Raw genomic sequence first — 26,143 nt, forward strand, 5'->3', positions numbered from 1 at the left:
TCAATCTTTTTTCTTATTCATCTATCCTCTTCTTGAGGTGATCCTTAATTTCTTTTTCCAACTTTAATTTAAAATAATAAAAAATAGCAAATATAGTATAATAGTTTTTCTATTATGCATTATATTATACATTTTATACTTTTATTAACTATTTAAGGAGATTTCTATATGAAAATCGTAAATTCTTGGAATGATTTTGACCCATTAAAACATGTAATAGTAGGTAGAGCTGACAACTGCTGTATAGCTCCATCAGAACCAGCTTCAAAAGCTAAAGTACCATTAAACAGTCCAATGAGAGGTATGACAGGACCAAGACCATTGGATACTGTAGAAAAAGCAAATGCTCAATTAGATAATCTTTGTAAAATCTTAGAGCAGCATGGAGTAAAAGTTGATAGACCTACTCCTCTTCAATGGAATCAAGCAGTTGTAACACCTCATTTTATGACTGGAAGTATGTTTGGCTGTATGCCACCAAGAGATGTACTTTTAACTATTGGTAATGAAATAATAGCAGCTCCTATGTCTTTTAGATCAAGATATTTTGAGTATTTGGCTTATTCACCTATACTTAGAAAATACTTTGATGAAGACCCTGATTTTAAATGGATATCTGCTCCACGTCCAGAACTTGGAGATGCAAGTTATGATATGCATTATTTTGACGGAGATGTTACTGAAGAAGTTTTGCTTGAAAGAACTGCTAAGCTTCATATGGTTACAACAGAACATGAAATACTTTTTGATGCTGCTGATGTTATGAGAGTTGGTAAAGATTTATTCTGTCAGCATGGTTTAACTACAAACAGAAAAGCTATGGAATGGTTAAGAAGACAGTATCCAGACTTTAGAGTACATGCTGTAAACTTCCCTGGAGACCCTTATCCAATACACATTGATGCTACTTTTGTACCTTTAAGACCTGGTTTAATAATTAACAACCCTACAAGAAAACTTCCAGTTGAACAAAGAAAAATATTTGAAGCTAATGGTTGGGAAATTGTTGATGCTGCTAAACCTGCACATGAAACTCCTCCGCCTCTTTGTTATTCAAGTGTATGGCTTTCTATGAACTGTTTGGTATTAGACCACAAAACAGTATTAGTTGAGGCAAGCGAAGTTTATCAAATGGAGCAAATGGATAAATTGGGAATGAATGTTATACCTGTACCATTTAGAGATGCTTATCCGTTTGGCGGCGGTTTGCATTGTGCTACTGCTGACGTTTACAGAGAGGGTTCTTGTGAAGACTACTTCCCTAAACAAGTGGATGACCCTACTTTAGTTACTTACAAAAAGTGGTAATTTGTATATAGATTGTGTTTTTTATATTGGAGGCGGGCCAAACTCGTCTCCATTTTTATATATAAATTATAATTGTTTTAATTTTATTGTTTGTATAAGTTTTTTATTCAACTTTTTCCCGCAGCAAAAAGTTTTCGCCCTTCGGGCACGCTTCGCGAAAGTGCAAGTATTCGAATTTTATATCTAAAAAATATATATAATGACACTATATGTTTATGTATATACTTCATAAAAATGCAGTTCTTTTGCTTCTTTTATACCAATAAAAGAAGTGGGGTGCGGGGCAAAGCCCTGCAAATATTTTAATATAAACAAATAGTTTTTTTATATTAATGTATGTTTTATTCAGCTTTTTCCCACCTTACACAGTGTGGACTTCATCAAAAAAGCAAACTGTTGCTCTGCTTTTTTAAAAATCAATTATTCGTATCATAAACCTCTTTGTTATTATAAAAATCTGTTTTCTTAATGTTTGTGTTATAATATATTATAGAAAGCAAACTCATTAATATAATCTGAGCTACAGGCATTGCAAGCCACACACCATTAAGCTTAAAAAATATAGGAAGAATCATTATGCATAATGGACTTACAAATAAAGGATCTATATATGTTAAAAAACTTGCATATTTACTTTCACCAGAAGAATAAAAATAAGCAGTACCAATTCTTACCATAGGCTGAAGTATAAACGATATAGCTATTATAGGCATGGCAATACTTACAATGTTGTTGGTTTCTATTGAAGCACCAAACATAATGCCTAATTTATTTTTAAACAAAAGAACTACTATTATTAATATAGAGCCTAACACAGAAGAAAATAATATTCCTCTTTTTAATACTTTTCTCATAAGCTCTTCTCTTTTAGCACCTTTAAAAAAACTAATCATAGGCTGACAACCTTCTGCAATACCCTCAAATAAATATATTATAGAGCCGTAAATATAATTAATTACAGAATAAACACTAGTTCCAATATATCCGCCATATTTTATGCATTGTAAATTATTGAATATTACTATTAAAGAAGGAGCCATTACAAGACCAAAAGGTGAAAGACCTATTTGAATAGCTCTTTTACTCATAGATAAATCAAAATCTGATAATCTTATTTTTGTTCTATATTTCTTTCTAATAAATAAATAATATATAGAAATAGCAGAAACTATTGCTTGTGCTATAATTGTAGCTAATGCAGCCCCAAAAGTTCCTAATCTTAAAACCATTAAAAACACATAGTCTAATATAATGTTAGTTATAAGACCTATACCCATAAAGCTCATAGCATGTATAGTTTTACCAGAATTTCTTATTATAGGCATACTTCCTGCAGATATAATTTGAAAAGTTCCTCCTAATATAATAGTTGTAATATAACTATTAGCTTGCTCAAATATTATCCCCCTTGCACCAAGCTGATAAATTAATTTGTTTTTTATTAAAAGAAGTAATACAGTTAATATGATGCTTGCTATTATTAAAGTAATAAATGTATTAATTTTCGCCTTATTAAACTTATCTATATTTCCAGCTCCAAGATATGTAGACATTATAACAGAACCGCCCATTCCAAGCATAGCAGCTGTAGCAAATAACACTGTTCCTATAGGATAAACCAAATTGATTGCAGTAAGCCCATTGTCTCCCATAGAATTTCCTACAAAAAAGCCATCAACTACTATATAAAGCCCTCCAAGCATAGTTGATACTATAGAAGGAAGTACGTATTTGAAAAAAGATTTTTCCATCTCTTCTACTCTATTTATCATTGAAGCTCCTTAAAACATATTATAAAACATAACTTTTATATAGTCCGATAGTAGACTATTATATCCATTTAAAAATTATTGTCAATACTAAAAAACTTATATCAAGTAATTTTTATATAAATATTTTTTGATTGCAAAAAAGTTAACATAATTTATAATTTAATAAAATATAGTTTTAAGGAAAATAAATGCCAATAAGACTTGCAACTTCTGAAGATACAAAACAAATATTAGATATATACTCAAATTATATTGATACAAACATAACATTTGAATACTCACTGCCAAGCATAGAAGAGTTTGAAAAAAGAATAAAAAATATAATAGAAGTGTATCCCTATTTAGTATATGAAGAAGATGAAAAAATATTAGGATACGCATACGGCCATAGTTTTATGGAGAGAGAGGCATATAAATGGGACGTAGAACTTTCTATATATATGGATTATAATTATAAATCAAAAGGATTAGGAAAAAAGCTTTGTCTAACACTAATTAATATTCTTAAATATCAAGGTTTTAAAACACTTTATTCCAGAGTAACATCAGGCAATGCGGCAAGTGAAAAGTTTCATGATTATTTTGAGTTTAAAAAATGCGGTATTCTTTATAACACAGGATATAAATTATCCAAATGGCATGATGTAATCATATATGAAAAGCAAATTAATGAATATGATGAAAAACCAAAAGATATAATAAAGATAAAAGATATAGATAGAGACACACTCAAAACTATAATATCAACTATTTAAATAAAAAATATTTTTTATATTTTTATTTGCAGTGGCTAGACACCGTATCCCCACATTATTTTATGATATGACTTAAATATTTGCACTTTTTGCAACTTTTTGCGGCGGGAAAAAGTTGAATAAAACAAAAACTTATATTGTAATTGTTTAACTATATCTTATATAAATATATATTCATTAAAAATATTCGAAGCATTAATTTTATTATATGAATCTCCGCCTCTCCAATGCATTAATTTCTCGGATAGTTCAGTATCTCTGTATTCTCTTTCTTCTTTAGCTTCCAAAATATCCAAATAAGATAATATTTCTAAAAGTATAATCCTTTCATATTTTGAAGATGGAAAAATATCTTTTAAAGTTTTTTCTAATTTGTTTGCTGAGTCTTTTTCATTGTTATATGAATCTATTTGTTTTAGAATATCATTAAAAATTTTTACATCATATGGAGTTGGATAGAATTCAAAATCATTAATTTTTTTAAACTCTTCTAAATCAAAATAAATATATGATAAATGTTCAAGCCTCACTCCGCCCCATTTATATTTTTCAAAATTATATACATTTCTATCTTGTAAATTAAAGTCATCGCCTATGATATAGTAATTATCATTGCATTCATTACAATATGAGGGATATGATTTATTATTTATAAAACTATGAATATTGATTTTTTTGCCTAAATATAAACTTGATATAAAACTTCTTAAATTTAATTGTCTAGTTGACAAACTGCACAAAAATGCTCTTACTGTATTTTCAAAATTAATTTCTTTTACCAAATCATTTATTTTTATTATAAGCTCATCATGTTTAATAATTTCATCTGTAAAATCAAACATAAGTCCTTTTTCTTTTGCATATAAAAAATCATCATCATTTATTATCATTTTATCATCATCAATCCAGCCATTTTTCCAAAAATAATTAAATAATATTTTTTTAGCTTTCTTATCAGTTATATGCATGTACTATCCTCATATTTTTTTATAATATAAAAATATTTAAATATCTAATTTTCAACCTTCATCATTATGATATATCATTAATTTAGTCATACCGCCATAAACTAAGTATTTCCTACTTTAGCACTAAGATGCTGTAAAATATCTTCTTTGCTAAATTCTGCATTATATTTTGAGGCATCAGTAATAACAGATACTTTATTATTCATTTTATTAACCCTTTTATTAAACATTATTAAGAAATAATTATAAATATAAAATCAAGTTTGCTGATGGAACATTGCAGTAATATTGCAGTTTGTACAGATTTCTATAAATAAAGTACCTTCTGCTATAGATTCAATAGTATGCCATTGAATTTGCATTAAGTATTTCATTTTCTTTCCGCAGCTTGGACATTTCATATATTCCCAGTCCTGAATCCAATTAGCAAATCCGCCTATTGTATTTAAAGTATCATCAAATGCTCCATAAAACAAAGGCACTTCATGTTTTGAAAGAATATAATTATTGTTATGCATTAAATTTAATTCTTCTTCCTCTAAATAATTTTCTTCAGAAGGATAATAATTTTCAGACTCTTTATCAAAAGGAAGTATTTTGCTTCCTCCTTTTAAATCATATTTTGAATAAGTTGTATTATAAGTTACACAATTAGGACAGCATGAAGCCTTTATTATACCATCAACACCTATAAATTTAAGTCTTTTATCTCTGCCGTCAATAATAGCCATATCCATAGTTTTGCATCCGCATTCTGGACAATTTTCATTTCTTAATGAAGCTATTTTAATAGGGCTTTTTTCTTTTTCTTCTTTGTTTTGAGCTTTATCTAAATAATAGCATTTATCAAAATTTAGTATTTGCCTTTTTTTATCTTTATCAAAAGTCCAGCCCGCACATTCAGCATAATTGGAAGGATCAACATAAAGTTTCTTTCTCCATTCTCTTGGATTCATTTCAAAATCATATAAGCAGTCAAGTGAAATATCATCGCCCTGCATAGCTAAACATGATAATAAATTAGCTCCTTCAGAATAATCTTTAGTGGCTTTTATTCTTTTTATAAGTTCATCTCTTATTTCTTCACCTGCTTTATAATAAAATACTTTAGGATAATAAATTTTTTTCTCTAATGCTTTTTTTGCTATATCTTTTAAATCTATATTTCTATATGCAATTAAATCATAGATGTAAATCCCTTCTATTAATTCTTTATCAACATCTTTTTCATTTAGATTTTCTACATATTTATTGATCATATCTTTTATTTCATTATCAGTTAAAGATAGAGTTTTATTTCTCCCCTCTTCTGCCTTACATTTAAAGCATAAACCTTTATAACCCAATTCTACTCCGCATTTATCGCATTTATGTTTAAGCATATTTACACCTCAAATATAAATATTTTAATTGCTTTCATTATAGTAAAAAAAATACTATTTGTCAAAAATGTTTTATTTGTAGTTTATACTTGCAAATTTTAAAGTTTGTCAATTTTTATGTTGTTCTTTTTCCCGCCGCAAAAAGAACCAAAAAGTGCAATTATATAATTAATATTATTTAACACAATATTTATAATGGAATGACAAATTACTATTAAAATATAGAGTTAAAAAAAATCTTCAATAAAATAAAAAAATAATAAAACAATTTTTCATTATGACGATAAATCAAAATGGGATGATATATATTTTTTAATTAGGAGTTAAAAATATGAGAGTTACAGAGCAAGCCCAATATAATAGAGCTATAAGCAGTATCAAGAAAAATTATAGTGAAATGGAAGCATCTCAAACAAGGCTATCTACAGGTCAAAGAGTACAAAGACCGCATGAAAATGTTACATCCACAATCAATTCTATTTATTACAGAACAAGAAAATCATCATTAGATAGATACCAAAATAATATAGTAGACGGTAAAGAAAGATTAAGCGTAGCACATGATTCTATGAGTTCTATTACACAAGCCTTAGCAAGAGCAAGAGATTTAGCTGTACAAGGTGCAAACAGTACATATTCTGCAGAAGACAGAGCTAAAATGGCTATGGAAGTAGAAGAAATGATAGAAAGAATATACGACATATCTAAAACTCAAAGTAAGGGAGAGTTTATATTCTCTGGTACAAGTGTAAAAACTGCACCATTCAGAGCATTATACGGACATGATGAAAAAGCAGGACGTTCAATAATTCAAACAGTAATGTATGAAGGCGATGCTAATGCTCAAAACAGAGAAATAGAAAACGGTCAATATATAAATGTAGGTACACCTGGAAACTATGCTTTTTGGGGTACAAACATGGAAATAATATCAACAGTTGATGCAGGCAATTATGTTGCTTCAGAAAATCAGGATATTATGATAGATGATATGGTTATAAACATAAAGCAAGGCGACAATATTGAAGCTATAGTTCAGAGAATAAATGATGCTAATGGAAATGTTAGTGCTACTATAGGAGATTTAAGAGGAGGTGCTAAAGTTATACAATTAAAAACATCTACTCCTCATAAAATACTTTTACAAGATTTAAAAGGCGGCACTGTATTACAAGATATAGGTTTAGTAAGACAAGGAGCAGGAAACATTCCAGAAAACAATTATGAACCTAGTGCTGTTATCTCTGGTAAATCTTTATTTGAGAGTTTAATATATTTAAGAGATGCTATGCTTAATGATGATGTTAGAGCTATAGGAAGCGAGGCTTTAGGATATATAGATAGTGCCATAGATAATGTTACAACTGTTCAAGCTAATGCTTCTTCAAAAGTAACAAGACTTGATATGGGTTACAATAGTTTTGAAGACCAAAAACTTGCTATAGATGAAGCTTTAGCTAAAAATGAAAATATTGATTATGCTGAAGAGATTGTTAATTTCAATATGTGGCAATATGCTCATAATGCAACATTACAAACAACAGGAAGATTATTAGGAAGAACATTATTAGATTATATGAGATAATATAAACTAATTAACAATAAAAACTTAAAGGAAATTATTTAATGCCAGAAATAGAATCTAGAATATTAGGAAAAGTAGAAGTTTCTGATAACAATTTATATCACCTTAACGGCAGCATATTAGCATTTGAGGACTATGATGAGTTTTATTTGCTTAATATGGACGAAGATGGTACTTTTAAAATACTTCAATCTAAAGATGATAAAAATATATGTTTTATATTGATAGATCCATTTCTGGTATTTAAAGATTATAAACCAGATGTTCATGATAATGATATAAAACTGCTTGAAATTGAAAAAGAAGAAGATATACATTTGCTTACAATCGTAACAATACCAAATGATAATTTTAAAGCTATGAGTACAAATTTAATAGCCCCAATAGTTTTTAATATAAAAAATCACAAAGCGAGACAATGTACAGTTATTGGAGATAAATATAATACCAGACATTCTATATTTGCAGAAAACAATGCTGAAAATAATAATAAGAAAGAGGAGAAAAGTTGATATATGCTTGTACTATCTAGAAAAATCAATCAAAGCATTGTTATAGGCGATAACATAGAAATTATGCTTGTTGATATAAGAGGCGATCAAATAAAATTAGGCATCAATGCTCCAAGAGATGTAAAGATATTTAGAAAAGAGGTTTATGAAGAGATAGAAAGTCAAAACTTAGAAGCTTCTAAAGCAAATCCTGAACAATTAAATATTTTAAGCAGCTTTGTAAAAAACAAATTAGAGAAAAATAAATAATTTCTATAATACTATTCTTTCTAATTCATAATTAATTTTTATATATCGAGAAATAAAATCATTAAAATCTTTTTTATTACCCGTTGTAAAAAATTTTAAATGCCCACCAGAAGTATTAGCTAAATTGTTATCAATAATATATTTTTTTATAGATAATGCTATTTTCGTACTTGGGTCTATTATATTTTTTATATTAGTTTTTTTATTGTTTACAACAGATTTTATATCATCAATTATGAAAGGATAGTGCGTACAAGCAAGAAGCAAAGTATCAGAATTATCATCTATTTTTTTTACGTACTCTTCTAAAACTTTTAGTCTATCATCATAACTATACCAATTATTTTCTATCATAGGACATAATTTCTGACAAGCTACCTGAGTAACTTTTATTTTATCATTATAATGAAGTATTTTATCATGGTATATATTAGAATGAACTGTAAACTCTGTTGCCATTATAGATATATTATTATTTTTGGTATTATCAATTATATCCTCTACCCCATTAGATATTATTTCTATTATAGGTATATTATTATATTTTTCTTTTAATATATCATAAGACGAAGCTGTGATAGTATTGCAAGCAATAACAGCCATTTTGCAATTTTGTTTTACAAGAAAGTCTAATATTTTGATAGATAATTTATTAATCTCATCTTTAGATTTATCACCATATGGTATATTACTATTATCTCCAAGATATATATAATTTTCATTAGGAAGCATATTCAATAATTTTTTTAAAACACTTACGCCGCCAAATCCAGAATCAAAGACGGCTATAGGCTTAGATAACACACTCATTAAATAAATCCAAATAAAATTTTTGATATTATATACAGTATACTATAAAAGTCAAATATATTGTGATATATAGTTTTTATTTTGTATTAAAAATACTTGTATATATGTAAAAAATAGTGTATAATGTTTCCAAAATAAAAGTAGGAGGATTTCATGAACGGAAGTATCATAGAAGCCTTACAAATAATGCTTATAGGTATGGGCGTAGTAGTGTTGTTCTTGATAATATTAGTTTATGTAATGAAACTAGTAAGTGCTATTATTGCACAAGTAGATAAAATTATGCCTCAAAAAGAGGAAGAACAAACTGCATTACCAGTTCAATCTATGAGTAATGACAAAATGGTTGCTATTGCTATAGCTTTAGCACATGTTCATAGTAATAAAAAGTAATGGACAAGTATAAGGAGAAATTAATATGGCAAAAAAAGAAGTAAAATTTATGGTAACAGCATTTAGGGACGGATTTCAATCTGTTTACGGTGCGAGAGTATTATCCAAAGACTTTATGCCGGCTGTAGAAGCATTTGTAAAAGCTGGTGTTAAATATTTTGAATCTGGCGGCGGTGCAACATTCCAAAGTGCATTTTTTTACAACAATGAAAATGCTTTTGATGTAATGGATACTTTTAGAAAAACTGTTGGACCAGATGTTAATTTACAAACTTTAGCAAGAGGAGTTAATGTTGTTGGTTTGGAATCTCAGCCTAGAGATATGATTAAACTTCATGCTCAGCTTTTCAAAAAACATGGTATCACAACTATTAGAAACTTCGATGCATTAAACGATGTAAACAACCTAATTTACAGCGGACAATGTATTAAAGAAGCAGGTTTAAAACACCAAGTATGTGTTACTATGATGGCTCTTCCTCCAGGATGTGAAGGTGCACATGATGCTGCTTTCTATGGAAAAGTATTAACTCAAATAAAAGATAAAGTAGATTTTGACTCAGTATGTTTCAAAGATGCTTCTGGTACTACTACTCCTCAAGTAGTTTATGATACAATTAAAGAAGCAAGAAAGATTTTAGGTAAAGATGTACATATACAGATGCATAGCCATGAAACTGCTGGTATTGGTGCTATACAATATAAAGCTGCTTTAGATGCTGGTGCTGATTGTATAGACGTTTCTTTGGCTCCTGTATCTGGCGGTACTTGTTCTACAGATTTAATAGTTATGTGGCATGCTTTGAGAGGCACTGATTTTTATTTTGATATTGATATAGATAAAATCAGAGAAGCTGAAGAAGTATTTAAAGAATGTATGAAAGATTATTTCTTACCGCCTGAAAGTAGAACTGTTGAGCCTATGATTCCATTTGCTCCAATGCCTGGCGGTGCTTTAACAGCTAATACTCAAATGATGAGAGATATTAATGTAATGAACCGTTTCCCTGAAGTTATTAAAGCTATGACTGAAGTGGTTAAAAAAGGAGGTTTCGGTACTTCTGTAACTCCTGTATCACAATTCTATTTCCAACAAGCATTTAACAATGTAATGCAAGGTGATTGGAAAAAGATTGCTGATGGTTATGGAAAAATGGTGTTAGGTTATTTTGGAAAGACTCCTTCTACTCCAGACCCAGAAATCGTAAAAATAGCTAGCGAACAATTAGGTTTACAGCCTACAACTGAACTTGCTATGGATATAGATGATAGAAACCCTAAAAAAGGCAGAAAAGCTGCTGAACAAGCATTAAAAGATGCTGGTATTACAGACCTTTCTGATGAGAATGTATTTATAGCTGCTGCTTGTAAAGAAAAAGGTATACAATTCCTTAAAGGCGAAGCTAAGCTTGGTATTAGAAAGAATGCTGGCGGTTCTTCTGAAGGTGTTAAAGCTACAAGCAATGAAGTTACTGTTACAGTTGGCGGTTCAAGCTATGGTGTGAAAATAGAAAATGGTAAGGCTATAGTTGATGGAGTAAGCTATGATTATACTATTAAAGATGGTATATCTGCTGCTCAATCTGCTGCTCCTGCTTCATCAAGCGGTTCTGCTACTCCTGTTACAGCTGGCTTGCCTGGCACTGTATTAAAAATAGTTGCTCCTGTTGGAACTCAAGTAAAAGATGGAAGCACTATATTAGTTGTAGAGGCTATGAAGATGGAAGTTGAAATTAAATCTTCTGCTAATGGAGTTGTAAAAGAGTTAAAAGTTAAACCAGGGGACGCTGTAGTTGCTGGTCAGGAATTAGCTATTGTTGGATAATAGATGCTGTTTTAAGGAGTGAAAAAGAATGAAAAAAATATTTTTAATATTTACACTTGTCTTGATGACGGCATCTGTAGTTTTAGCACAAGAGAAAGAAGAATATAAACCTATTGATATAAAAGAATCACTTATTTCTTTAGCTAGAAATACTGCTTTTGGAGGACTTTTTCCTAAAAGCGAAAAAGAAATAGCTGAAGCTCAAGTAAAAGCAGAAAAGAGCAAACAAGAAAAGTATCAAACAAAACTCAATGATATTAAAGTGAAATCCGCTCCGCTATGGCAGAATATTATCATGATTTGTGTAGGCTTGCTTTTAGTATATCTTGCTATAGCTAAAGGTTTTGAACCATTACTTCTTATTCCTATAGGTATGGGGGGAATACTTGCTAATATACCTGTTGCTAATATTGCTGCTTTGCCTGTTGTGGAAGTTATTAATGGGCTTCCTGTTACTTTAAGTAGCGGAGGTTTTTTGGGTCAAATATATACTTTTGGTATTGAATCTGGATTATTCCCGCTATTCATCTTCATTGGTGTTGGTGCTATGACAGATTTCGGACCGCTTATTGCTAACCCTAAAACTGCTTTACTTGGTGCTGCTGCTCAGATAGGTATATTTGGTACTTTACTTGGTGCTATGGTGTTATCAACTTATATACCTGTTATCAATTTCTCACTTAAAGATGCTGCTTCTATAGGTATTATTGGTGGTGCTGATGGTCCTACTGCTATATTTACAGCTTCAAGACTTTCACCTGGTTTATTGGGTGCTATTGCTGTTGCTGCTTATTCTTATATGGCTTTAGTGCCTATTATTCAGCCTCCTATCATGAAATGGCTTACTACTGAAAATGAAAGAAAAATTGAAATGAAACAGTTACGCCCTGTTAGTAAAAGAGAGAAAATTATATTCCCTCTTGTAGTTATAATACTTGTTGCTTTACTTTTACCAGATGCTGCTCCTTTAATTGGTGCTTTGATGTTTGGTAATTTAATTAAAGAATCTGGCGTTACTGATAGACTATCAAAAACTGCTCAAAATGAATTAATTAACATTGTTACTATAATGTTAGGTTTATCTGTTGGCAGTAAATTGGCTGCAGATAAATTCTTACGTTTTGAAACACTTGGTATATTAGTATTAGGTTTAGTAGCATTCTCTATGGGTACTGCAGGCGGTGTATTACTTGCTAAATTAATGAATGCATTTAGTAAAGATAAAATTAATCCTCTTATAGGAGCTGCTGGAGTATCTGCTGTTCCTATGGCTGCAAGGGTTGCTAACAAAGTTGGACAAGAATCTAACCCTCACAACTTCCTACTTATGCATGCTATGGGTCCTAATGTTTCAGGGGTAATTGGTTCTGCTGTTGCTGCTGGTGTACTTCTTGCTATATTAGGTTAATAAATAGTATAGATAAATACTAAATAATAAAAAGGAAGCTCAAAAATGAGCTTCCTTTTTATTATAAAATTCGCTGAAAAATAATAAATCTTTTTACCGCATAGATATTTTATACATTATTAAAACTAAATTATACACTTGAAAAATAATATATTTGTTATATTATATACAACAACTTTTATTTTAGGATAATCATTAATGAACAATAAATTAGATGAAAATAGAATAAAACAAGGTGTCGGTGGGCAAGCTGTAATAGAAGGCATTATGCTTAGAAATAAAACTCATTATGTTGTAGCTGTTAGAAAACCAAATAAAAAAATAGATTTTATAAAACACAAAATAGAAGATAATAAAAATAAATTAAGTAAAATGTTTTTCTTCAGAGGTATTATAAACTTTGTAGATATGATGAAGTTAGGTTATAAGACTTTGGTTTTTTCTGCTAATACTGCTGGACTTGAAGAAGAAGAAAAAAATAAAAAAAATCTTACAAAAGAAGAAAGCAGTAAAAAAGAAAGCGTCGCTATGACTTTAAGTATGTTAGTTTCTTTATTCTTTGCGGTTGGTCTTTTTATAGCATTGCCATATTTTATTACAACTTTAATAGGCATAAATGAAAAAGAGCATTTTATATTATTTAATCTTACAAGAGGTATTATTAAATTAGCCATATTTATTGGGTATTTACTTGTTATTTCTTTGTTTAGCGATGTGAGAAGAGTATTTGAATATCATGGTGCTGAGCACATGGTTGTTAATGCCTATGAACATGGACTTAATCCTGATATAAATAATATAAGAGATTATACAACTATACATCCAAGATGCGGAACTACTTTTATGTTTTTAGTATTAACTGTTTCAATACTTCTTTATATGTTTACAAGTTATTTTGTATATTCTTATATTTATGCATCATATATTCCGCCAAAAATTTTAGGTAATCTTACAGTATTAGCTATGAATATAATTTTACTTCCTATAGTGTCTGGAATATCTTATGAATTATTAAAATTAGGTTTTATATTTTATAATTTTCCATTAATGAGGCTTGCAATATTGCCTGGTTTACTGCTTCAAAAAATAACAACTAAAAGACCAAAGGATGATGAGTTAGAAGTTGCTTTATTTGCTTTAAACAAATTATTAGATAATTCAGTAGGAGAAAGAAGTGAGGAAGAAGTAAAAGCTGATATTGAAAAGGAAAATGAATCTGAGTTATGCGTATAAAAAAACGTTTGATAGTAAATGATGATTATTATGAATATTCATCAAGCTATATAAAAAAATATATTTTAATAGCATTTATAATAATTGCTGTGATATTATCTATATATTTTTTTATATATTTTAATTATAATGTTGTGCCTGATAAATCTTTTGCTAAAAATAATATTCCTGCCATTGAAAATAATAATATTATGAATAAGAGAGGTACATATTATACTGGAACTTTTACTAATATTCCAAAATCTATCGTTATTAATGATAATATGAGAGAATCTATTTATATGTATCTATTTCATGATAATAATATAATATTTTGGAAATTATACAAATATGGATTGAAAAGATATTTCTCATATAATGCATTTAATATATTAGATGGAGATTCTCAAGAGTTTATAATAAAAGAAGATAAAAAAAATTTTTTGGATTTTTATGATAATTTTATAAGGAGTCAATTTAAAAAAACAGATGGCTCCTTTAATTTAGAAATACCTAATTTTGAAAATACAAAAATAAATTTAGAAACTTCTATAAATAATTTAATAGACAGTGAATTAACTTTTAAATTTACAAACTTTCATGCTTCTATGATAAATTGGAAGGGAAACAGAGCATTATATAATGCATTTTATTTTGGTATTCCTAAAGGTTATTTAACTGTCCCTGGAAGCGATAATACTATAGATGAAAGAAGTTCTGTTCTAATTTTTAACACAGTGGGTAGAATTCCATCAAGATATACTCATAATATTATAATGGCATTAGTATACTCTTCATACAGTACAAAACCAATACCTATACTTATATATGATAGTAAACCGGAATCTCAAAATTCTAAAATTATAAAAATATTATATAAAAATAAATGGTATGTATATAATACTTTTATATCTCATCAATATAAAGATAGTATAGATTTTTATTCTAAAGAATTAGGTTTTAGTTTGGTCTTTAATCTAACAGGTAGGGAAAGCAAAGACTCTTTTGGAAATATTATAAAAATGGATACTACAATATCTTTAGGTATTCTAAATGGTTATTTGACTATTAATGATGAACAAATAAATGTTAACGGCAATGCGGTAAAGGAGTCTATGCACAGTGTATTTTAAAATATAAAAAGCACATATTTTTTAAAATATGCGCTTTTTTTATATTTTTATAATATTATATTTATTCTTTATTTAATTCTTTACCAGTAGAAGCATATTTCTGTAATAAAACAGTAGCTGCTTTAGGGTTCTTAACAACACAAGGTCCTCCCACACATCCGCCATTACAAGCCATAACCTCTACTAAATTTGGAGTATCATCACTAACAGGTGTTTCTCCAGATTGTACTTTACCATAAGCTCTTAATTGTTTCATACCCTCTTTATCAAGACCATTAATAACAGCAGCCTTTAATTTTTCAGGGTGTTTTAATCTTATTTTAACAGCCTCAGCAACTCCCCCGCTCATAGCATATTTTCTTCCAGAAGCAGTAGGAATCTCTCCTATATCTAAATCAGGCTCTTTAGCAACATCAGTTCCTGTAGCTATAAATAAAGCATCAAGCTCTTCCATAGATAAACAATAATCTACTAAATCATCATCAATACTCTCTCTTCTCTTAGCAAGACAAGGCCCTATAAATACATTAACAGCATCAGGATCCTCAGCATGCATCATTTCAGCAGTGTAATGCATAGGAGTTTTAGTTTCAGATACGCAAGGCACTAATTCCGGAACATGTTTTCTAACAGCCTTAACATAAGCAGGACAGCAAGAAGTAGTCATTAACTTATCTCCCCTCTCCATTCTCTCTTCAAACTCAGCAGCCTCTCTATCAGAAGTAACATCAGCCCCCAAAGCAACTTCCCATACCTTATGGAAACCTATCTTTAATAAAGCACTTTTTAATTGACCAGGTTTAGCATTAAATTGTGAAGCTATAGCAGGAGCATACATCACATTAACTTTTTTGTCCTTTTTTAAATGTTTAAGCACATCCAAAAGCTGACCTTTATCCATCATAGCACTGAAAGGACATTCTCTCATACAGTTACCGCAGAATATACATTTATGATAATCTATTACCTCTTTTCCTTGTTCATTTTTATTAATAGCACCAACAGGACAAGATTCTTCACAAGGAACAGGTATATATATAATTGCATGATAAGGGCAATTTTTTAAACATAATCCGCAGTTAATACATTTATCACTATCTATATAAGCTCTTTTCTCATCTAATATGGTAATAGCATTTTTCGGGCAGTTCATTTTACAAGGTCTAGCCAAACAAGCCTGACAAGCATCTGTAACCATGAAATTAGCCCTAACACAAGCATTACAAGCTTCATCTAATACAGTAAGCATAGGCCAAGTGGGCTTCTCTCTTTCTAATGCTAATTTGGCATATTCAGATAAAGGTATGCCGCTATCTTCTTTACCTTCAACACTTATACCAAGTCTTGCCATAATCCTATTTTTTATTATCTCTCTATCATGATGAATACAACATCTTATTGATTTACTATCTCTCGGTATTATCTCTATAGGCATTCTATCAATTTCTTCTATTAACCTATCTTCTATAAAAAGCGTAGTTATTCTCACTAAGATATCTTTTTTTAATTGAGCTGCATTATTATTAATATTCATATACACTCCAATTATATATTTTTGTACAATTATAACTTAAATAAGTATTTTTTCAAGTTTAAACTAAATTATTAGTACAAAATAAGTATAAAAACGAACAAATAATATTAAAACAATAACAAATAATACAAAAGTAACAAAATATAAAATATTTTTAATATTATAAGAACATAAAACAAAAAAATAAAACAACTAAACAGCATTTAATATTTTTTATTAAACTTCTTGACAACTAATATAAAAATAACTATATTTATTTATATGCTTTTAATGCAAATAATTTTATTGTGAAAGGAGTTTTTATGCTTATAGGCTGTCCTAAAGAAATAAAAAATCAAGAATATAGAGTTGGTCTAACCCCATCAAATGTTGCAGACTATATTAGTAATGGGCATAAGGTAATTATGGAAAATGGTGCAGGAATTGGTTCAGGATTTACAGACGATGAATATAAAAAAGCTGGAGCTGAGATTGCTGATAAAAAGAGAGTATTTGAAGCAGATATGATAATAAAAGTAAAAGAACCTATAGAAAGTGAATATGAATATTTTAGAGAAAATCAAATACTTTATACATACTTACATTTAGCAGCAGATAAACCTTTAACCGATATGCTTTTAAAAAAGAAAATAAAATCTATTGCTTATGAAACCATGAAAGATAATTTAAATCAATTGCCTTGTTTAGCACCTATGAGCGGTATTGCTGGAAGACTATCTATACAAGAAGCTGCTAAGTATCTTGAAAAGAAATTTGGAGGAGAAGGAATTTTAATGGGAGGGGTTCCGGGGGTACAAAAGGCAAATGTTGTAATACTTGGAGCTGGAGTTGTTGGACTTAATGCAGCACAAATAGCTATGGGAATGGGGGCTAATGTATCTATTACTGATGTTAATCTTACAAGATTAGCTTATATAGACCAATTATTTAATATGAGAATAAACACATACTTTAGTGCTCCTTCTACTTTAGAAAATTTATTTAAAACTGCTGATGTTGTTATAGGAAGTGTATTGATACCTGGAGCAAAAGCACCTAAGCTTTTAAGAAAAGAACATTTAAAAATAATGAAGAAAGGTGCTGTTATAGTTGATGTAGCAATAGACCAAGGAGGTTGTTTTGAAACATCAAAACCTACCACACATGATGACCCTATATTTATAGTTGATGATGTTGTACATTATTGTGTTACCAATATGCCTGGAGCTGTGCCAAGAACTTCTACAATAGCATTAACAAATGCAACAACATATTATGGCGTAATGTTAGCAAATCAAGGTTTAGAGGAAATTTGCAAAAATAATAACACTCTTCTTACAGGATTAAACACTTATGATGGAAAATGTACTTTTAAGGGGGTGGCCGATGCATTTGCTTTGGAATATGTTGAGCCTCTAAAAGCATTAAAATAAATATATAAAAAATTATTAAATAAAATAAATTATTAAAAAAGCAGAGGATTTTTTATTCTCTGCTTTTTGTTTTACATAACTTTATAACTTGTAAAATTATTTTATTAGAGCTTCATTAATATCTATGCTAAAATTTTTGTCTAAAGGGTATATAGGTCTTGGAACTTTATTGAAAGGAAGATCTTCCAATATTTCACAGCTAGCTCCTTTAGAAGCTGCCATTATTGCCCTTTTGCTGCTAGGTTTGAAGCAGTCTTCCAAATAACCCAATTTCAATATAACTATATCGCATTTATATTCATCAATACCTATAGAATGCAAAAGCTCATTATCTCCGAATCCTATATGTTTTGAAGTTATTACTATGAATATATTTTGATATTTTACCAATGCAATTTTAGACTTATATGTTCCGTAGCATTCGTTAAGCTTTATGACTTTTACATTAAGCTTTACAGTTCCTTTGCTTATATTATCAAATTTTCCGCCAAGTTCTATATCTATATTTGCATTTTCCCCTGCTTCAAAACATTTTTCGCATGATACAGGGTCAAAGAAGCCGGAATATAATATATCTTTATCATACTTTTTTACTAAATCATTTTTTAATAAATCATTTATAAAGTCCACGCTATCGCCTGCTGCACCTGCTGTAGGATTATCCCCAGAATCTGATAAATATAAAGGTCTTTCTTTAGCATTAATGGCAATATTTATAGCTTCAGTATTGCTATATGTTTCAACATGAAATTTGAAATCATCTTTTCTGTTCCAAAATTCATTTGCAAGTTTTTTAGCACATTCATCAGCTATATTTTTATCATTTGCTACAACTAAAGCAGTAACCCCCGCATCCTTAGAATCAGCCCAAGGAAAACCTAATAAGTAACTAGCAGCTAATATGTTTTTGTTTTCTTCCTCTTTTTTTAATAAATTAATCATACTAGTCATAGGCTCTACACTTGTTTCGCTTTTTTCTCCTGCTATTAATATAGGAATCTTATAAGCTGACATATAAACATCTTTTCCAGATTCTAAATAACAATGGGTTAAATAAGCAGCATGAGCACCTGTTTCATAAGTATCTATATGAGGTGCAGTTTTATATCCTACATACCCATTACAGTTTTCAGTCATATCTTTTGTTATAGTAGCATGCATATCAAGAGAAGCAAATATAGGAACATTTTTAAAAATCTCTTTTAAAGTTTTTAGTAAATCTCCTTCAGCATCTCCAATCTCTTCAACTCTCATAGAACCATGCAAACTCAAAGATATTGCATCAATTTCACCTATGTTTTTAATTCTTTCTATCATTTCATTTTTTATTTTTAAATAAAAGTCTTTAGAAACTACACCATTAGGAACAGCCCTTGCAAATACGGTAGGAATAACATCGTAACCGTAGCTTTTTAATTTTTCGTACAATCCTTTAGCAGAATTATATGTATCCCCTACTTTGCTTTCGAATTCTTCGCCTCTTAAAACTACAAATTCATTTTCTCCTGTTATGATAGGGTTGAAAGTATTGGATTCATGATTCATTCCGCCAACAGCTATTTTATATTTTTTACCCATTTTATTTTCCTTTTAACTTTTAAATATTAGTTAATACTAAAAAATATTTATTTTAAAATTATACACAATTTCTTATTGTTTTGCAAACTTATAAAAATCTTTTTTTATTAAATTAAATATTTATTTTTTATATTATTTCAATTAATTTAATAGTGTTTCATATTTTATTAAAAATAAATAAAATATAATTATTTTTTTATTTTTTCTTGAAAATGAATATCTTTTTTAATATAATAATTAATATGAAAAAATAAAAAATATAGAGGAAAATTATGAAAAAGTTATATTTTATTTTAATATTATTGTTTTCTATTTTAATTTCCTGTAGTAAGTCATCTGAACCAAATAGAGATGAAAATGGAAATATAGTTATTAGTGTTGCTGCCAGATATTCTTCAAATAGACCTGATGATTTATTTTATAAGAATAAAGTAGAAGAATTTAATAATATGAATTTAGGAATAAAAGTAGTATTAGATAATATTCCTACAGAAGCAACTTACTTAGATAAATTAAGAGTATCTTTTGCAAATGGTGATACACCTAATATCTTTTTAGAACATGGCGGTTCTAGAGTAAAAGACTATATAGATTCTGATGCTTTAGTTAATTTGCAAGAATATTTTGATGAAGATCCTCAATGGTATAATTCTTTTTATTCTTCGTTATTTAAAGATCTGAAATATGAAAATATAGATGGGATATGGGGAGTGCCTTATAAATCTTATGTAATATTAATTTATTATAATAAAGAAATTTTTAAAAATAATAATATTGAAGTTCCTGAGACTTTTGATGAATTATTAGAAGTTTGTAAAAAATTAAAACAAGCAGGAATCAAGCCTTTTCAAGTTGGAGAAAAGGATATATCAAGATTCGGTCATTTTCACAATAATATAGTTATAAAATCTTTAGGTGTTAATGCTGCTAAAGATTTGGCTGATAGAACTCTTAGTTATGATAGTCCTCAAATGATAGAAAGTTACAGAATAATATATGATATGATACAAAATAATTATTTTGGAGAAGATATTTTAAGTGTAGATTATAATGCTGAAAAGGCTAATTTTGAATCTGAACAATCTGCTATGATATGGGATGGATCTTGGTATGTAAGCGAGTTGTATGAGTCTTCCGATATATATGATAAAGTTGGAGTTATGAGTTTCCCTTATATAAATGAAGAATATAAAAATGAAGCTCAAGGCGGAGCAGCAGATATGTTTTATATTTCAAAACTTAATAAAACACCTGAAGAAATAGAAGCATCTGTAAAATTTTTGAAATATATTACTTCTGTAGAATATTTTGAAGAATTAAATAAAGTTTCTGTTTCAATACCGCCAGTAAAATTAGAAAACAACAACGAACTTAATAACCCTCTTATGGAAGAAGTTTTAGACATATTTGCACAGTATACTAATTTAAGTTCAGATCTCCAAAATATAGATCCCGATTCTCATATGATAGATACAGTACGTAATGCTTTACAAGGGCTTGCTTTGGGAAATACACCGGAAGAATGTGCTAGACAGATAATTGAAAGAATAAATACTAAATAATTTTTTAATGAATCAATATAAAAATTACATCTAAATATTTTAAGGAGAAAAAAATGAAAGACACTAAACAGCAATGGTTTAAAGATGCAAAGTTTGGACTATTTATACACTGGGGATTATATGCTATACCTGCAGGTGAATATAAAGGAAAAATAACTCATACTGCTTCTGAATGGATTATGAATACTTTTGATATTCCTGTAGATGAATATAAGCAACTTGCAAAAGAATTTAATCCTATACATTTTGATGCTGAATATATAGTGAAAAAAGCTAAAGATTGGGGTATGAAATATATAGTATTCACTTCCAAACATCATGACGGTTTTGCTATGTACCATTCTAAATGCAGCGATTATAATATAGTTGATGCCACACCATATAAAAAAGATGTATTAAAAGAACTTCAATTGGCTTGTGAAAAACATGGAATAAAATTAGGTTTATATTATTCTCAGGCTCAAGATTGGGAGGATCCTAATGGTTTAATGTCTGGAAAAGATAATTCTAAAAAAGATTATCAGTATTATTTAGATCATAAAGTAAAACCTCAGTTAAAAGAAATATTAACAAATTATGGAGATATAGCTTTGGTATGGTTTGATACTCCTATGGAAAGTACAGAAGAACAAAGTAAATCTTTATATGATTTAGTGAAATCAATACAGCCTAATTGTATAGTAAGCGGAAGAATAGGAAACAACATAGGTGAATATATGACAACAGGAGATAATTATATACCTAAACTTTCGTATGAAGGGGATTGGGAAATTCCAGCAACATTAAATGATACTTGGGGCTTTAAGAAGGCTGATCATAATTGGAAAAGTGCTAATGATATAATAAAAATACTTCTTAAAATTGTAAGCAGAGGCGGAAATTATCTTTTAAATATTGGTCCTGATGCTTTAGGAGATATTCCCAAGGAGAGTATAGATATATTAGACACTGTTGGAAAATATGTTAAAGAAAATGAAGAAGCTATATTTGCAAGTAAAAGAGTAGCATTTTATCCTTATGATTTACAATGGGGAGATTTTACTCAAAAAGATTATAAATTATATATACATGTATTAACATATAAAAACTTTATAGAAATCTCAAAAATGAAAAATAAGGTAAAAGGTGCTTATTTAGTGAGAGATAAAAGAAAACTTGAGGCATATTCATTGATAGGATGCGAAGGAGAAGGAGTTGTTGAAATCAAACTTCCTGAAGATCTTAGAAAAGAAAAAAATTATTGTATATGTGTTGAATTAGAAGAAAAAGAACCTATATTTGAAGCGTTAGAATAAAACAATTTAATTATTAAAATTATAAAGCGGTAATTTATATAATATAATTACCGCTTATTTTATATTATAAAATTATTCTTTTAAAGCTCCTTCGCCAAAGCCTTTTATAAGCTGCTGATGGAATATCAAATAAAATATTATCATAGGAATTATAGAAATAACCAAAGCCGCAAATTGCATACCATATTCAACATTTAATCTTCCTGCAAAATTATTTAAAGCTACAGGCAAACTTCTTTTATCATTTCCCGTTGTTAAAATAAATACAAACATAAACTCATTCCAATGTCTTAAAAATGAGAGTATTACCATAGTAGCTGCTACAGGTTTTGAACATGGAAATATAATTTTAAAAAATATTTGGAAATAATTTGCTCCGTCAATTAAAGAAGCTTCTATCAAAGCATCAGGTATGCTCTTTACATAAGAATAGGCTATCAATACACTCATAGGCAAATCGAAAGCTATATACGGCAGTATTACCCCTATTCTTGTATCTATTATTCCTATTCTGCTTTCCATTAAAAATAAAGGCACTATAACAGCATGTACAGTTATTAGTAAACCTCCCGTAAAAGCACCGTAAAAAAATCCATTGCTTTTATATGGAAATTTAGTAAGTCCAAAAGCTGCTGCCATTGCTAACACCAAAGTACATACCGTTGCAATTGATGTATAGAATATGCTGTTAAATATACTTATTCCCATATTTCCTATTTCCCAAGCATTTGTATAATTAGAAATAGTAGGGTTTGAAGGTAATGATAATGGAGAAGCTAATATTTCTGCATGAGGCTTAAATGATGAATACAACAGCCATATTATAGGAAATATTGTTATTATAGTAAAAGCTATCATTATAATATAAGCAGGTATTTTCCAAGTTAATGGAGCATCATTTATTTTATTTTTTCTTTTTTCCATTTTTTAACACCTCTTAATCTTCATATCTTTTGAGAAGCAACTTAGAAATTGCTATAACAATAACACTAAATAACACCATCACTATAGATATAGCAGCACCAAATCCGTAATTTTGATAAACGAAAGTATTATTATACATATAAATACCAATAACTTCAGTATAATGAGCAGGTCCTCCGCCTGTCATAGCATATATTAAATCAAAACTTTTAAAGCTTCCAGATATAGCAAATATACTATTAATGAATATAACCCCTGCAAGCTGAGGAGCTACAACTTTTAGAAATATATCTGTTTCATTCGCCCCATCTATAACAGCAGCCTCTATAATGGCATTTGGTATTCTTTGCAGATTTGCCAAAAATATAACCATATATAAACTTGTATGCTGCCACAATAATACAAAAAGTATAGGTATAATAGCCCAGTTTTTATTTTCAAATATTTTCACAACATATTCAGGATTTCCTGTTATTTTTCTTACTATATAAGGGAAGATTCCTATAGGAGAAAATATTCTAAACCACATTAAAGCTACTATAATGGACGATATAGTTATAGGCAGAAATATCATAATTTCAAATATTTTACTTCCTTTTACCATCTTCCTATGGAGCATATATGCTAAAATAAGCCCTAAAGGAATTTGTCCGCATACAGATATAAACATTATCCATAAGTTATTTTTAATGCCCATTAGAAATATAGGATCTTTAAACATACGTATATAATTCTCAAAACCTATAAAATTTAAAGGTCCATAGCCTTTCCAGTTGGTAAATCCCAGCACAAAACTCATACCAACAGGAAATACTATAATGAGTAAATATATTAGTAAAGCAGGTCCTACAAATCCTACATAAGCGATTCTTTTCTCTCTGCTATTAATCATAATTTAATCCATGAAATTTATTATTTTTTTGTAATATATTTTTATTTTACTCTATGACTGTCATTTTGAGCTACCCAATTTTCATATTCCTCTGCAACTTGTTCAGGAGTTTTTTCGCCAAGTATCATAGATTGTATAGCAGGATTTAATACTCCCATTCCTTCAGCATCCATTTTAGCATCTATTATATATCCCATAGGAGTTTTATCTACAAACTCTACATATTTAGAAGTAATAGGGTCTAATTCTATATTACTATAATCTAATTTATAAGTAGTAATGAGTCCGCCTTTAGCTTTTATTTCTGCAGCCTCTTTACCTGTTACATAAAGCATAAATTCCATAGCAGCCTTAGCCTCTTCATCGCTTAATTTGTTGCTTATGCCCCAGCCTTCACCTAAAGTAGAAGTACTTGAATTATGAACAGTTTCACCTGGTATTTCAGGATAAACATATAATCTTATATTTTCTACCATTTCCGGAGACATCATATTATTCATAGCACTTATTCTCCAACCTGCATCTATAAGATATACCGCCTTTCCTTGTACAAATTCTTCCAATGCCTGAGTTTGAGTCATTTGAATCATGCCAGGATTAAACATTTTATTTTTTGATAATGTATCAATTACTTTAAGAGCATTTACAAAATTAGCATCTGTAAATTTAGCCTCTCCTTTCATAGCTTTATCAAACCATTCTTTTCCGCCGAATCTGTCCACTAAAGCTGACAAAAATAATGAGTTCATTACCCAATCAGCTTGGTTTCCTATAGCTAAAGGAGTGTATCCAGCAGCTCTGATTTTTTCACCCTGAGCTAAAAGTTCATCTTGTGTTTTTGGAAATTCTAAACCTAATTCGTCCATTAATGCTTTATTGGCATATATAACATGTGATACTGCTAAATTAGGAGATATAAAATATATTTCTCCGTTAGGACCTTGAGGCTCCCATATAAGGTCAATATACTCGTTTTTTATTTCATCAGTTAAATAAGGTCTTAAATCTTTAACTAAACCTCTATCTGTAATATATGAAGAGCGGCTTCCTAAATAAACTATAAATATATCAGGTATGTTTCCGCTTGCTGCCATAGCTTGGAATTTTTGGTGATATGGTTCCCCGCTTACATATTCCCATTCTATTCTTATGTTAGTATGTTCTGCGTTAAAATTACTTATTATCATCATTTCATCTCTATACTGAGGACTTACTGGGTCTATTTGGCTGTATCCTTTTAAAACTATAACTCCATCTTCACTTTGTTTTTTACCGCATGATATTGATACAAAAATGACTAGTATTGAAACAATAAAGATATAAAGAAATTTGGATTTTAACATAATGACTCCTTAAGTATTTTATTAATAGTGTCCTAATATTATAAGTAAATATTTATCTATTTTCAATAAAATAAAGATATTATTTTTTCAAAAACTTATTTTTTTCATAATATATACTTAAACAAGTATATTTTTCAAAGATATTTTTAAGTTTTTTATTTGTGGTGACTTTGAGCTGCTGTTGTGCGTTCTTTTTAATGCACGTTGATTTTTAGACCGTATAGAATGTTTATAATTATGCAAGTAATTTTATCAAGTAGTTTTAAAACAAATTTAATATATAAAATTTTA

The 26,143-nt window shown here is 28.9% G+C and carries 22 protein-coding genes; 13 read left to right on the plus strand and 9 right to left on the minus strand.

Annotation, left to right across the window (positions count from 1 at the left end):
- Nucleotides 1-168: 168 nt before the first annotated feature.
- A complete protein-coding gene (locus R4I97_RS06150) occupies nt 169-1,308 on the plus strand; it encodes a serine/threonine protein kinase (RefSeq protein WP_219708857.1) in 1,140 nt (379 codons plus the stop codon).
- A gap of 416 nt (nt 1,309-1,724) precedes the next feature.
- Here the strand turns inward: R4I97_RS06150 and R4I97_RS06155 are convergent, their stop codons facing one another.
- The gene (locus R4I97_RS06155) at nt 1,725-3,080 is read right to left on the minus strand and encodes an MATE family efflux transporter (protein WP_335784209.1); all 1,356 of its coding nucleotides are present in this window, start codon (nt 3,078-3,080) and stop codon (nt 1,725-1,727) included.
- 188 nt (nt 3,081-3,268) lie between these two features.
- Here R4I97_RS06155 and R4I97_RS06160 point away from each other — a divergent pair, with 188 nt between their 5' ends.
- Entirely contained in the window at nt 3,269-3,835 is a 567-nt protein-coding gene (locus R4I97_RS06160; RefSeq protein WP_335784210.1) for an N-acetyltransferase family protein, read from the plus strand.
- Nucleotides 3,836-3,993: 158 nt separating this feature from the next.
- Here the strand turns inward: R4I97_RS06160 and R4I97_RS06165 are convergent, their stop codons facing one another.
- Both R4I97_RS06165 and R4I97_RS06170 read right to left on the minus strand, forming a co-directional pair.
- On the minus strand, nt 3,994-4,803 hold the full coding sequence (locus tag R4I97_RS06165) for a hypothetical protein (RefSeq protein WP_335784211.1): 810 nt from the start codon (nt 4,801-4,803) through the stop codon (nt 3,994-3,996).
- Between the two features lie 257 nt (nt 4,804-5,060).
- Nucleotides 5,061-6,185 (minus strand): hypothetical protein, encoded by a 1,125-nt coding sequence (locus R4I97_RS06170; protein ID WP_335784212.1) that lies wholly within the window; start codon nt 6,183-6,185, stop codon nt 5,061-5,063.
- Nucleotides 6,186-6,516: 331 nt separating this feature from the next.
- On the opposite strand from R4I97_RS06170, the gene R4I97_RS06175 reads away from it, so the two are divergent.
- From R4I97_RS06175 to csrA, 3 genes are read left to right on the plus strand one after another with little or no spacing between them, the layout of a single operon-like run.
- On the plus strand, nt 6,517-7,770 hold the full coding sequence (locus R4I97_RS06175) for a flagellar hook-associated protein 3 (RefSeq protein ID WP_335764740.1): 1,254 nt from the start codon (nt 6,517-6,519) through the stop codon (nt 7,768-7,770).
- 41 nt (nt 7,771-7,811) lie between these two features.
- Nucleotides 7,812-8,282: a flagellar assembly protein FliW gene (gene fliW / locus R4I97_RS06180; protein ID WP_335784213.1), complete on the plus strand. Its 471-nt coding sequence runs from the start codon at nt 7,812-7,814 to the stop codon at nt 8,280-8,282.
- A gap of 3 nt (nt 8,283-8,285) precedes the next feature.
- Nucleotides 8,286-8,531, plus strand: coding sequence for a carbon storage regulator CsrA (gene csrA / locus R4I97_RS06185; protein WP_157150503.1), 246 nt, complete (start codon nt 8,286-8,288; stop codon nt 8,529-8,531).
- 3 nt (nt 8,532-8,534) lie between these two features.
- Here the strand turns inward: csrA and murI are convergent, their stop codons facing one another.
- Nucleotides 8,535-9,341, minus strand: a complete 807-nt coding sequence (gene murI / locus R4I97_RS06190) for a glutamate racemase (protein ID WP_335784214.1) — start codon at nt 9,339-9,341, stop codon at nt 8,535-8,537.
- A 153-nt stretch (nt 9,342-9,494) separates the two neighbouring features.
- On the opposite strand from murI, the gene R4I97_RS06195 reads away from it, so the two are divergent.
- The 5 genes from R4I97_RS06195 to R4I97_RS06215 all read left to right on the plus strand — a co-directional run bounded on the left by R4I97_RS06195 (nt 9,495) and on the right by R4I97_RS06215 (nt 15,312).
- Nucleotides 9,495-9,734: an OadG family protein gene (locus tag R4I97_RS06195; RefSeq protein WP_335784215.1), complete on the plus strand. Its 240-nt coding sequence runs from the start codon at nt 9,495-9,497 to the stop codon at nt 9,732-9,734.
- Between the two features lie 25 nt (nt 9,735-9,759).
- The gene (locus tag R4I97_RS06200) at nt 9,760-11,559 is read left to right on the plus strand and encodes a biotin/lipoyl-containing protein (protein WP_335784216.1); all 1,800 of its coding nucleotides are present in this window, start codon (nt 9,760-9,762) and stop codon (nt 11,557-11,559) included.
- Nucleotides 11,560-11,587: 28 nt separating this feature from the next.
- The gene (locus R4I97_RS06205) at nt 11,588-12,967 is read left to right on the plus strand and encodes a sodium ion-translocating decarboxylase subunit beta (RefSeq protein WP_335784217.1); all 1,380 of its coding nucleotides are present in this window, start codon (nt 11,588-11,590) and stop codon (nt 12,965-12,967) included.
- 198 nt (nt 12,968-13,165) lie between these two features.
- Nucleotides 13,166-14,200, plus strand: a complete 1,035-nt coding sequence (locus R4I97_RS06210) for a DUF1385 domain-containing protein (protein ID WP_335784218.1) — start codon at nt 13,166-13,168, stop codon at nt 14,198-14,200.
- A complete protein-coding gene (locus R4I97_RS06215) occupies nt 14,191-15,312 on the plus strand; it encodes a hypothetical protein (RefSeq protein ID WP_335784219.1) in 1,122 nt (373 codons plus the stop codon). The genes R4I97_RS06210 and R4I97_RS06215 overlap by 10 nt, the downstream gene beginning before the upstream one ends.
- A gap of 61 nt (nt 15,313-15,373) precedes the next feature.
- Here R4I97_RS06215 and R4I97_RS06220 read toward each other — a convergent pair whose 3' ends face one another.
- Nucleotides 15,374-16,846 carry a 4Fe-4S dicluster domain-containing protein gene (locus R4I97_RS06220; protein ID WP_335784220.1) on the minus strand — a complete coding sequence of 491 codons (1,473 nt, stop codon included), beginning with the start codon at nt 16,844-16,846 and terminating at the stop codon, nt 15,374-15,376.
- Between the two features lie 302 nt (nt 16,847-17,148).
- Between R4I97_RS06220 and ald the strand changes: the two genes are divergently transcribed.
- Complete coding sequence (ald, locus tag R4I97_RS06225; protein WP_335784221.1) at nt 17,149-18,258, plus strand: alanine dehydrogenase; 1,110 nt, start codon at nt 17,149-17,151, stop codon at nt 18,256-18,258.
- A 96-nt stretch (nt 18,259-18,354) separates the two neighbouring features.
- Here the strand turns inward: ald and R4I97_RS06230 are convergent, their stop codons facing one another.
- Nucleotides 18,355-19,836 carry a M81 family metallopeptidase gene (locus R4I97_RS06230; protein WP_335784222.1) on the minus strand — a complete coding sequence of 494 codons (1,482 nt, stop codon included), beginning with the start codon at nt 19,834-19,836 and terminating at the stop codon, nt 18,355-18,357.
- A 272-nt stretch (nt 19,837-20,108) separates the two neighbouring features.
- On the opposite strand from R4I97_RS06230, the gene R4I97_RS06235 reads away from it, so the two are divergent.
- A complete protein-coding gene (locus R4I97_RS06235; RefSeq protein WP_335784223.1) occupies nt 20,109-21,398 on the plus strand; it encodes an ABC transporter substrate-binding protein in 1,290 nt (429 codons plus the stop codon).
- A gap of 23 nt (nt 21,399-21,421) precedes the next feature.
- Nucleotides 21,422-22,693: an alpha-L-fucosidase gene (locus R4I97_RS06240; RefSeq protein ID WP_335784539.1), complete on the plus strand. Its 1,272-nt coding sequence runs from the start codon at nt 21,422-21,424 to the stop codon at nt 22,691-22,693.
- Nucleotides 22,694-22,765: 72 nt separating this feature from the next.
- On the opposite strand, the gene R4I97_RS06245 is transcribed toward R4I97_RS06240, so the two are convergent.
- From R4I97_RS06245 to R4I97_RS06255, 3 genes are read right to left on the minus strand one after another with little or no spacing between them, the layout of a single operon-like run.
- Nucleotides 22,766-23,617: a carbohydrate ABC transporter permease gene (locus tag R4I97_RS06245; protein ID WP_335784224.1), complete on the minus strand. Its 852-nt coding sequence runs from the start codon at nt 23,615-23,617 to the stop codon at nt 22,766-22,768.
- Between the two features lie 13 nt (nt 23,618-23,630).
- The gene (locus R4I97_RS06250; protein ID WP_335784225.1) at nt 23,631-24,509 is read right to left on the minus strand and encodes a sugar ABC transporter permease; all 879 of its coding nucleotides are present in this window, start codon (nt 24,507-24,509) and stop codon (nt 23,631-23,633) included.
- 41 nt (nt 24,510-24,550) lie between these two features.
- Complete coding sequence (locus tag R4I97_RS06255) at nt 24,551-25,852, minus strand: ABC transporter substrate-binding protein (RefSeq protein WP_335784226.1); 1,302 nt, start codon at nt 25,850-25,852, stop codon at nt 24,551-24,553.
- Between the last annotated feature and the right edge of the window lie 291 nt (nt 25,853-26,143).

Source organism: Brachyspira pilosicoli, assembly GCF_036997485.1.
Lineage (GTDB): Bacteria > Spirochaetota > Brachyspiria > Brachyspirales > Brachyspiraceae > Brachyspira > Brachyspira pilosicoli_C.

Bases quoted from the DNA above. Each gene is read 5' to 3' on its own strand.
- R4I97_RS06255 (WP_335784226.1), bottom strand. From the start codon at position 25,852: ATGTTAAAATCCAAATTTCTTTATATCTTTATTGTTTCAATACTAGTC.
- R4I97_RS06210 (WP_335784218.1), top strand. From the start codon at position 13,166: ATGAACAATAAATTAGATGAAAATAGAATAAAACAAGGTGTCGGTGGG.
- R4I97_RS06165 (WP_335784211.1), bottom strand. From the start codon at position 4,803: ATGCATATAACTGATAAGAAAGCTAAAAAAATATTATTTAATTATTTT.
- fliW (WP_335784213.1), top strand. From the start codon at position 7,812: ATGCCAGAAATAGAATCTAGAATATTAGGAAAAGTAGAAGTTTCTGAT.
- R4I97_RS06250 (WP_335784225.1), bottom strand. From the start codon at position 24,509: ATGATTAATAGCAGAGAGAAAAGAATCGCTTATGTAGGATTTGTAGGA.
- ald (WP_335784221.1), top strand. From the start codon at position 17,149: ATGCTTATAGGCTGTCCTAAAGAAATAAAAAATCAAGAATATAGAGTT.
- R4I97_RS06160 (WP_335784210.1), top strand. From the start codon at position 3,269: ATGCCAATAAGACTTGCAACTTCTGAAGATACAAAACAAATATTAGAT.
- R4I97_RS06205 (WP_335784217.1), top strand. From the start codon at position 11,588: ATGAAAAAAATATTTTTAATATTTACACTTGTCTTGATGACGGCATCT.
- R4I97_RS06235 (WP_335784223.1), top strand. From the start codon at position 20,109: ATGAAAAAGTTATATTTTATTTTAATATTATTGTTTTCTATTTTAATT.
- R4I97_RS06170 (WP_335784212.1), bottom strand. From the start codon at position 6,185: ATGCTTAAACATAAATGCGATAAATGCGGAGTAGAATTGGGTTATAAA.
- R4I97_RS06220 (WP_335784220.1), bottom strand. From the start codon at position 16,846: ATGAATATTAATAATAATGCAGCTCAATTAAAAAAAGATATCTTAGTG.
- R4I97_RS06245 (WP_335784224.1), bottom strand. From the start codon at position 23,617: ATGGAAAAAAGAAAAAATAAAATAAATGATGCTCCATTAACTTGGAAA.
- R4I97_RS06230 (WP_335784222.1), bottom strand. From the start codon at position 19,836: ATGGGTAAAAAATATAAAATAGCTGTTGGCGGAATGAATCATGAATCC.
- R4I97_RS06155 (WP_335784209.1), bottom strand. From the start codon at position 3,080: ATGATAAATAGAGTAGAAGAGATGGAAAAATCTTTTTTCAAATACGTA.
- R4I97_RS06195 (WP_335784215.1), top strand. From the start codon at position 9,495: ATGAACGGAAGTATCATAGAAGCCTTACAAATAATGCTTATAGGTATG.
- R4I97_RS06200 (WP_335784216.1), top strand. From the start codon at position 9,760: ATGGCAAAAAAAGAAGTAAAATTTATGGTAACAGCATTTAGGGACGGA.
- csrA (WP_157150503.1), top strand. From the start codon at position 8,286: ATGCTTGTACTATCTAGAAAAATCAATCAAAGCATTGTTATAGGCGAT.
- murI (WP_335784214.1), bottom strand. From the start codon at position 9,341: ATGAGTGTGTTATCTAAGCCTATAGCCGTCTTTGATTCTGGATTTGGC.
- R4I97_RS06175 (WP_335764740.1), top strand. From the start codon at position 6,517: ATGAGAGTTACAGAGCAAGCCCAATATAATAGAGCTATAAGCAGTATC.
- R4I97_RS06215 (WP_335784219.1), top strand. From the start codon at position 14,191: ATGCGTATAAAAAAACGTTTGATAGTAAATGATGATTATTATGAATAT.
- R4I97_RS06150 (WP_219708857.1), top strand. From the start codon at position 169: ATGAAAATCGTAAATTCTTGGAATGATTTTGACCCATTAAAACATGTA.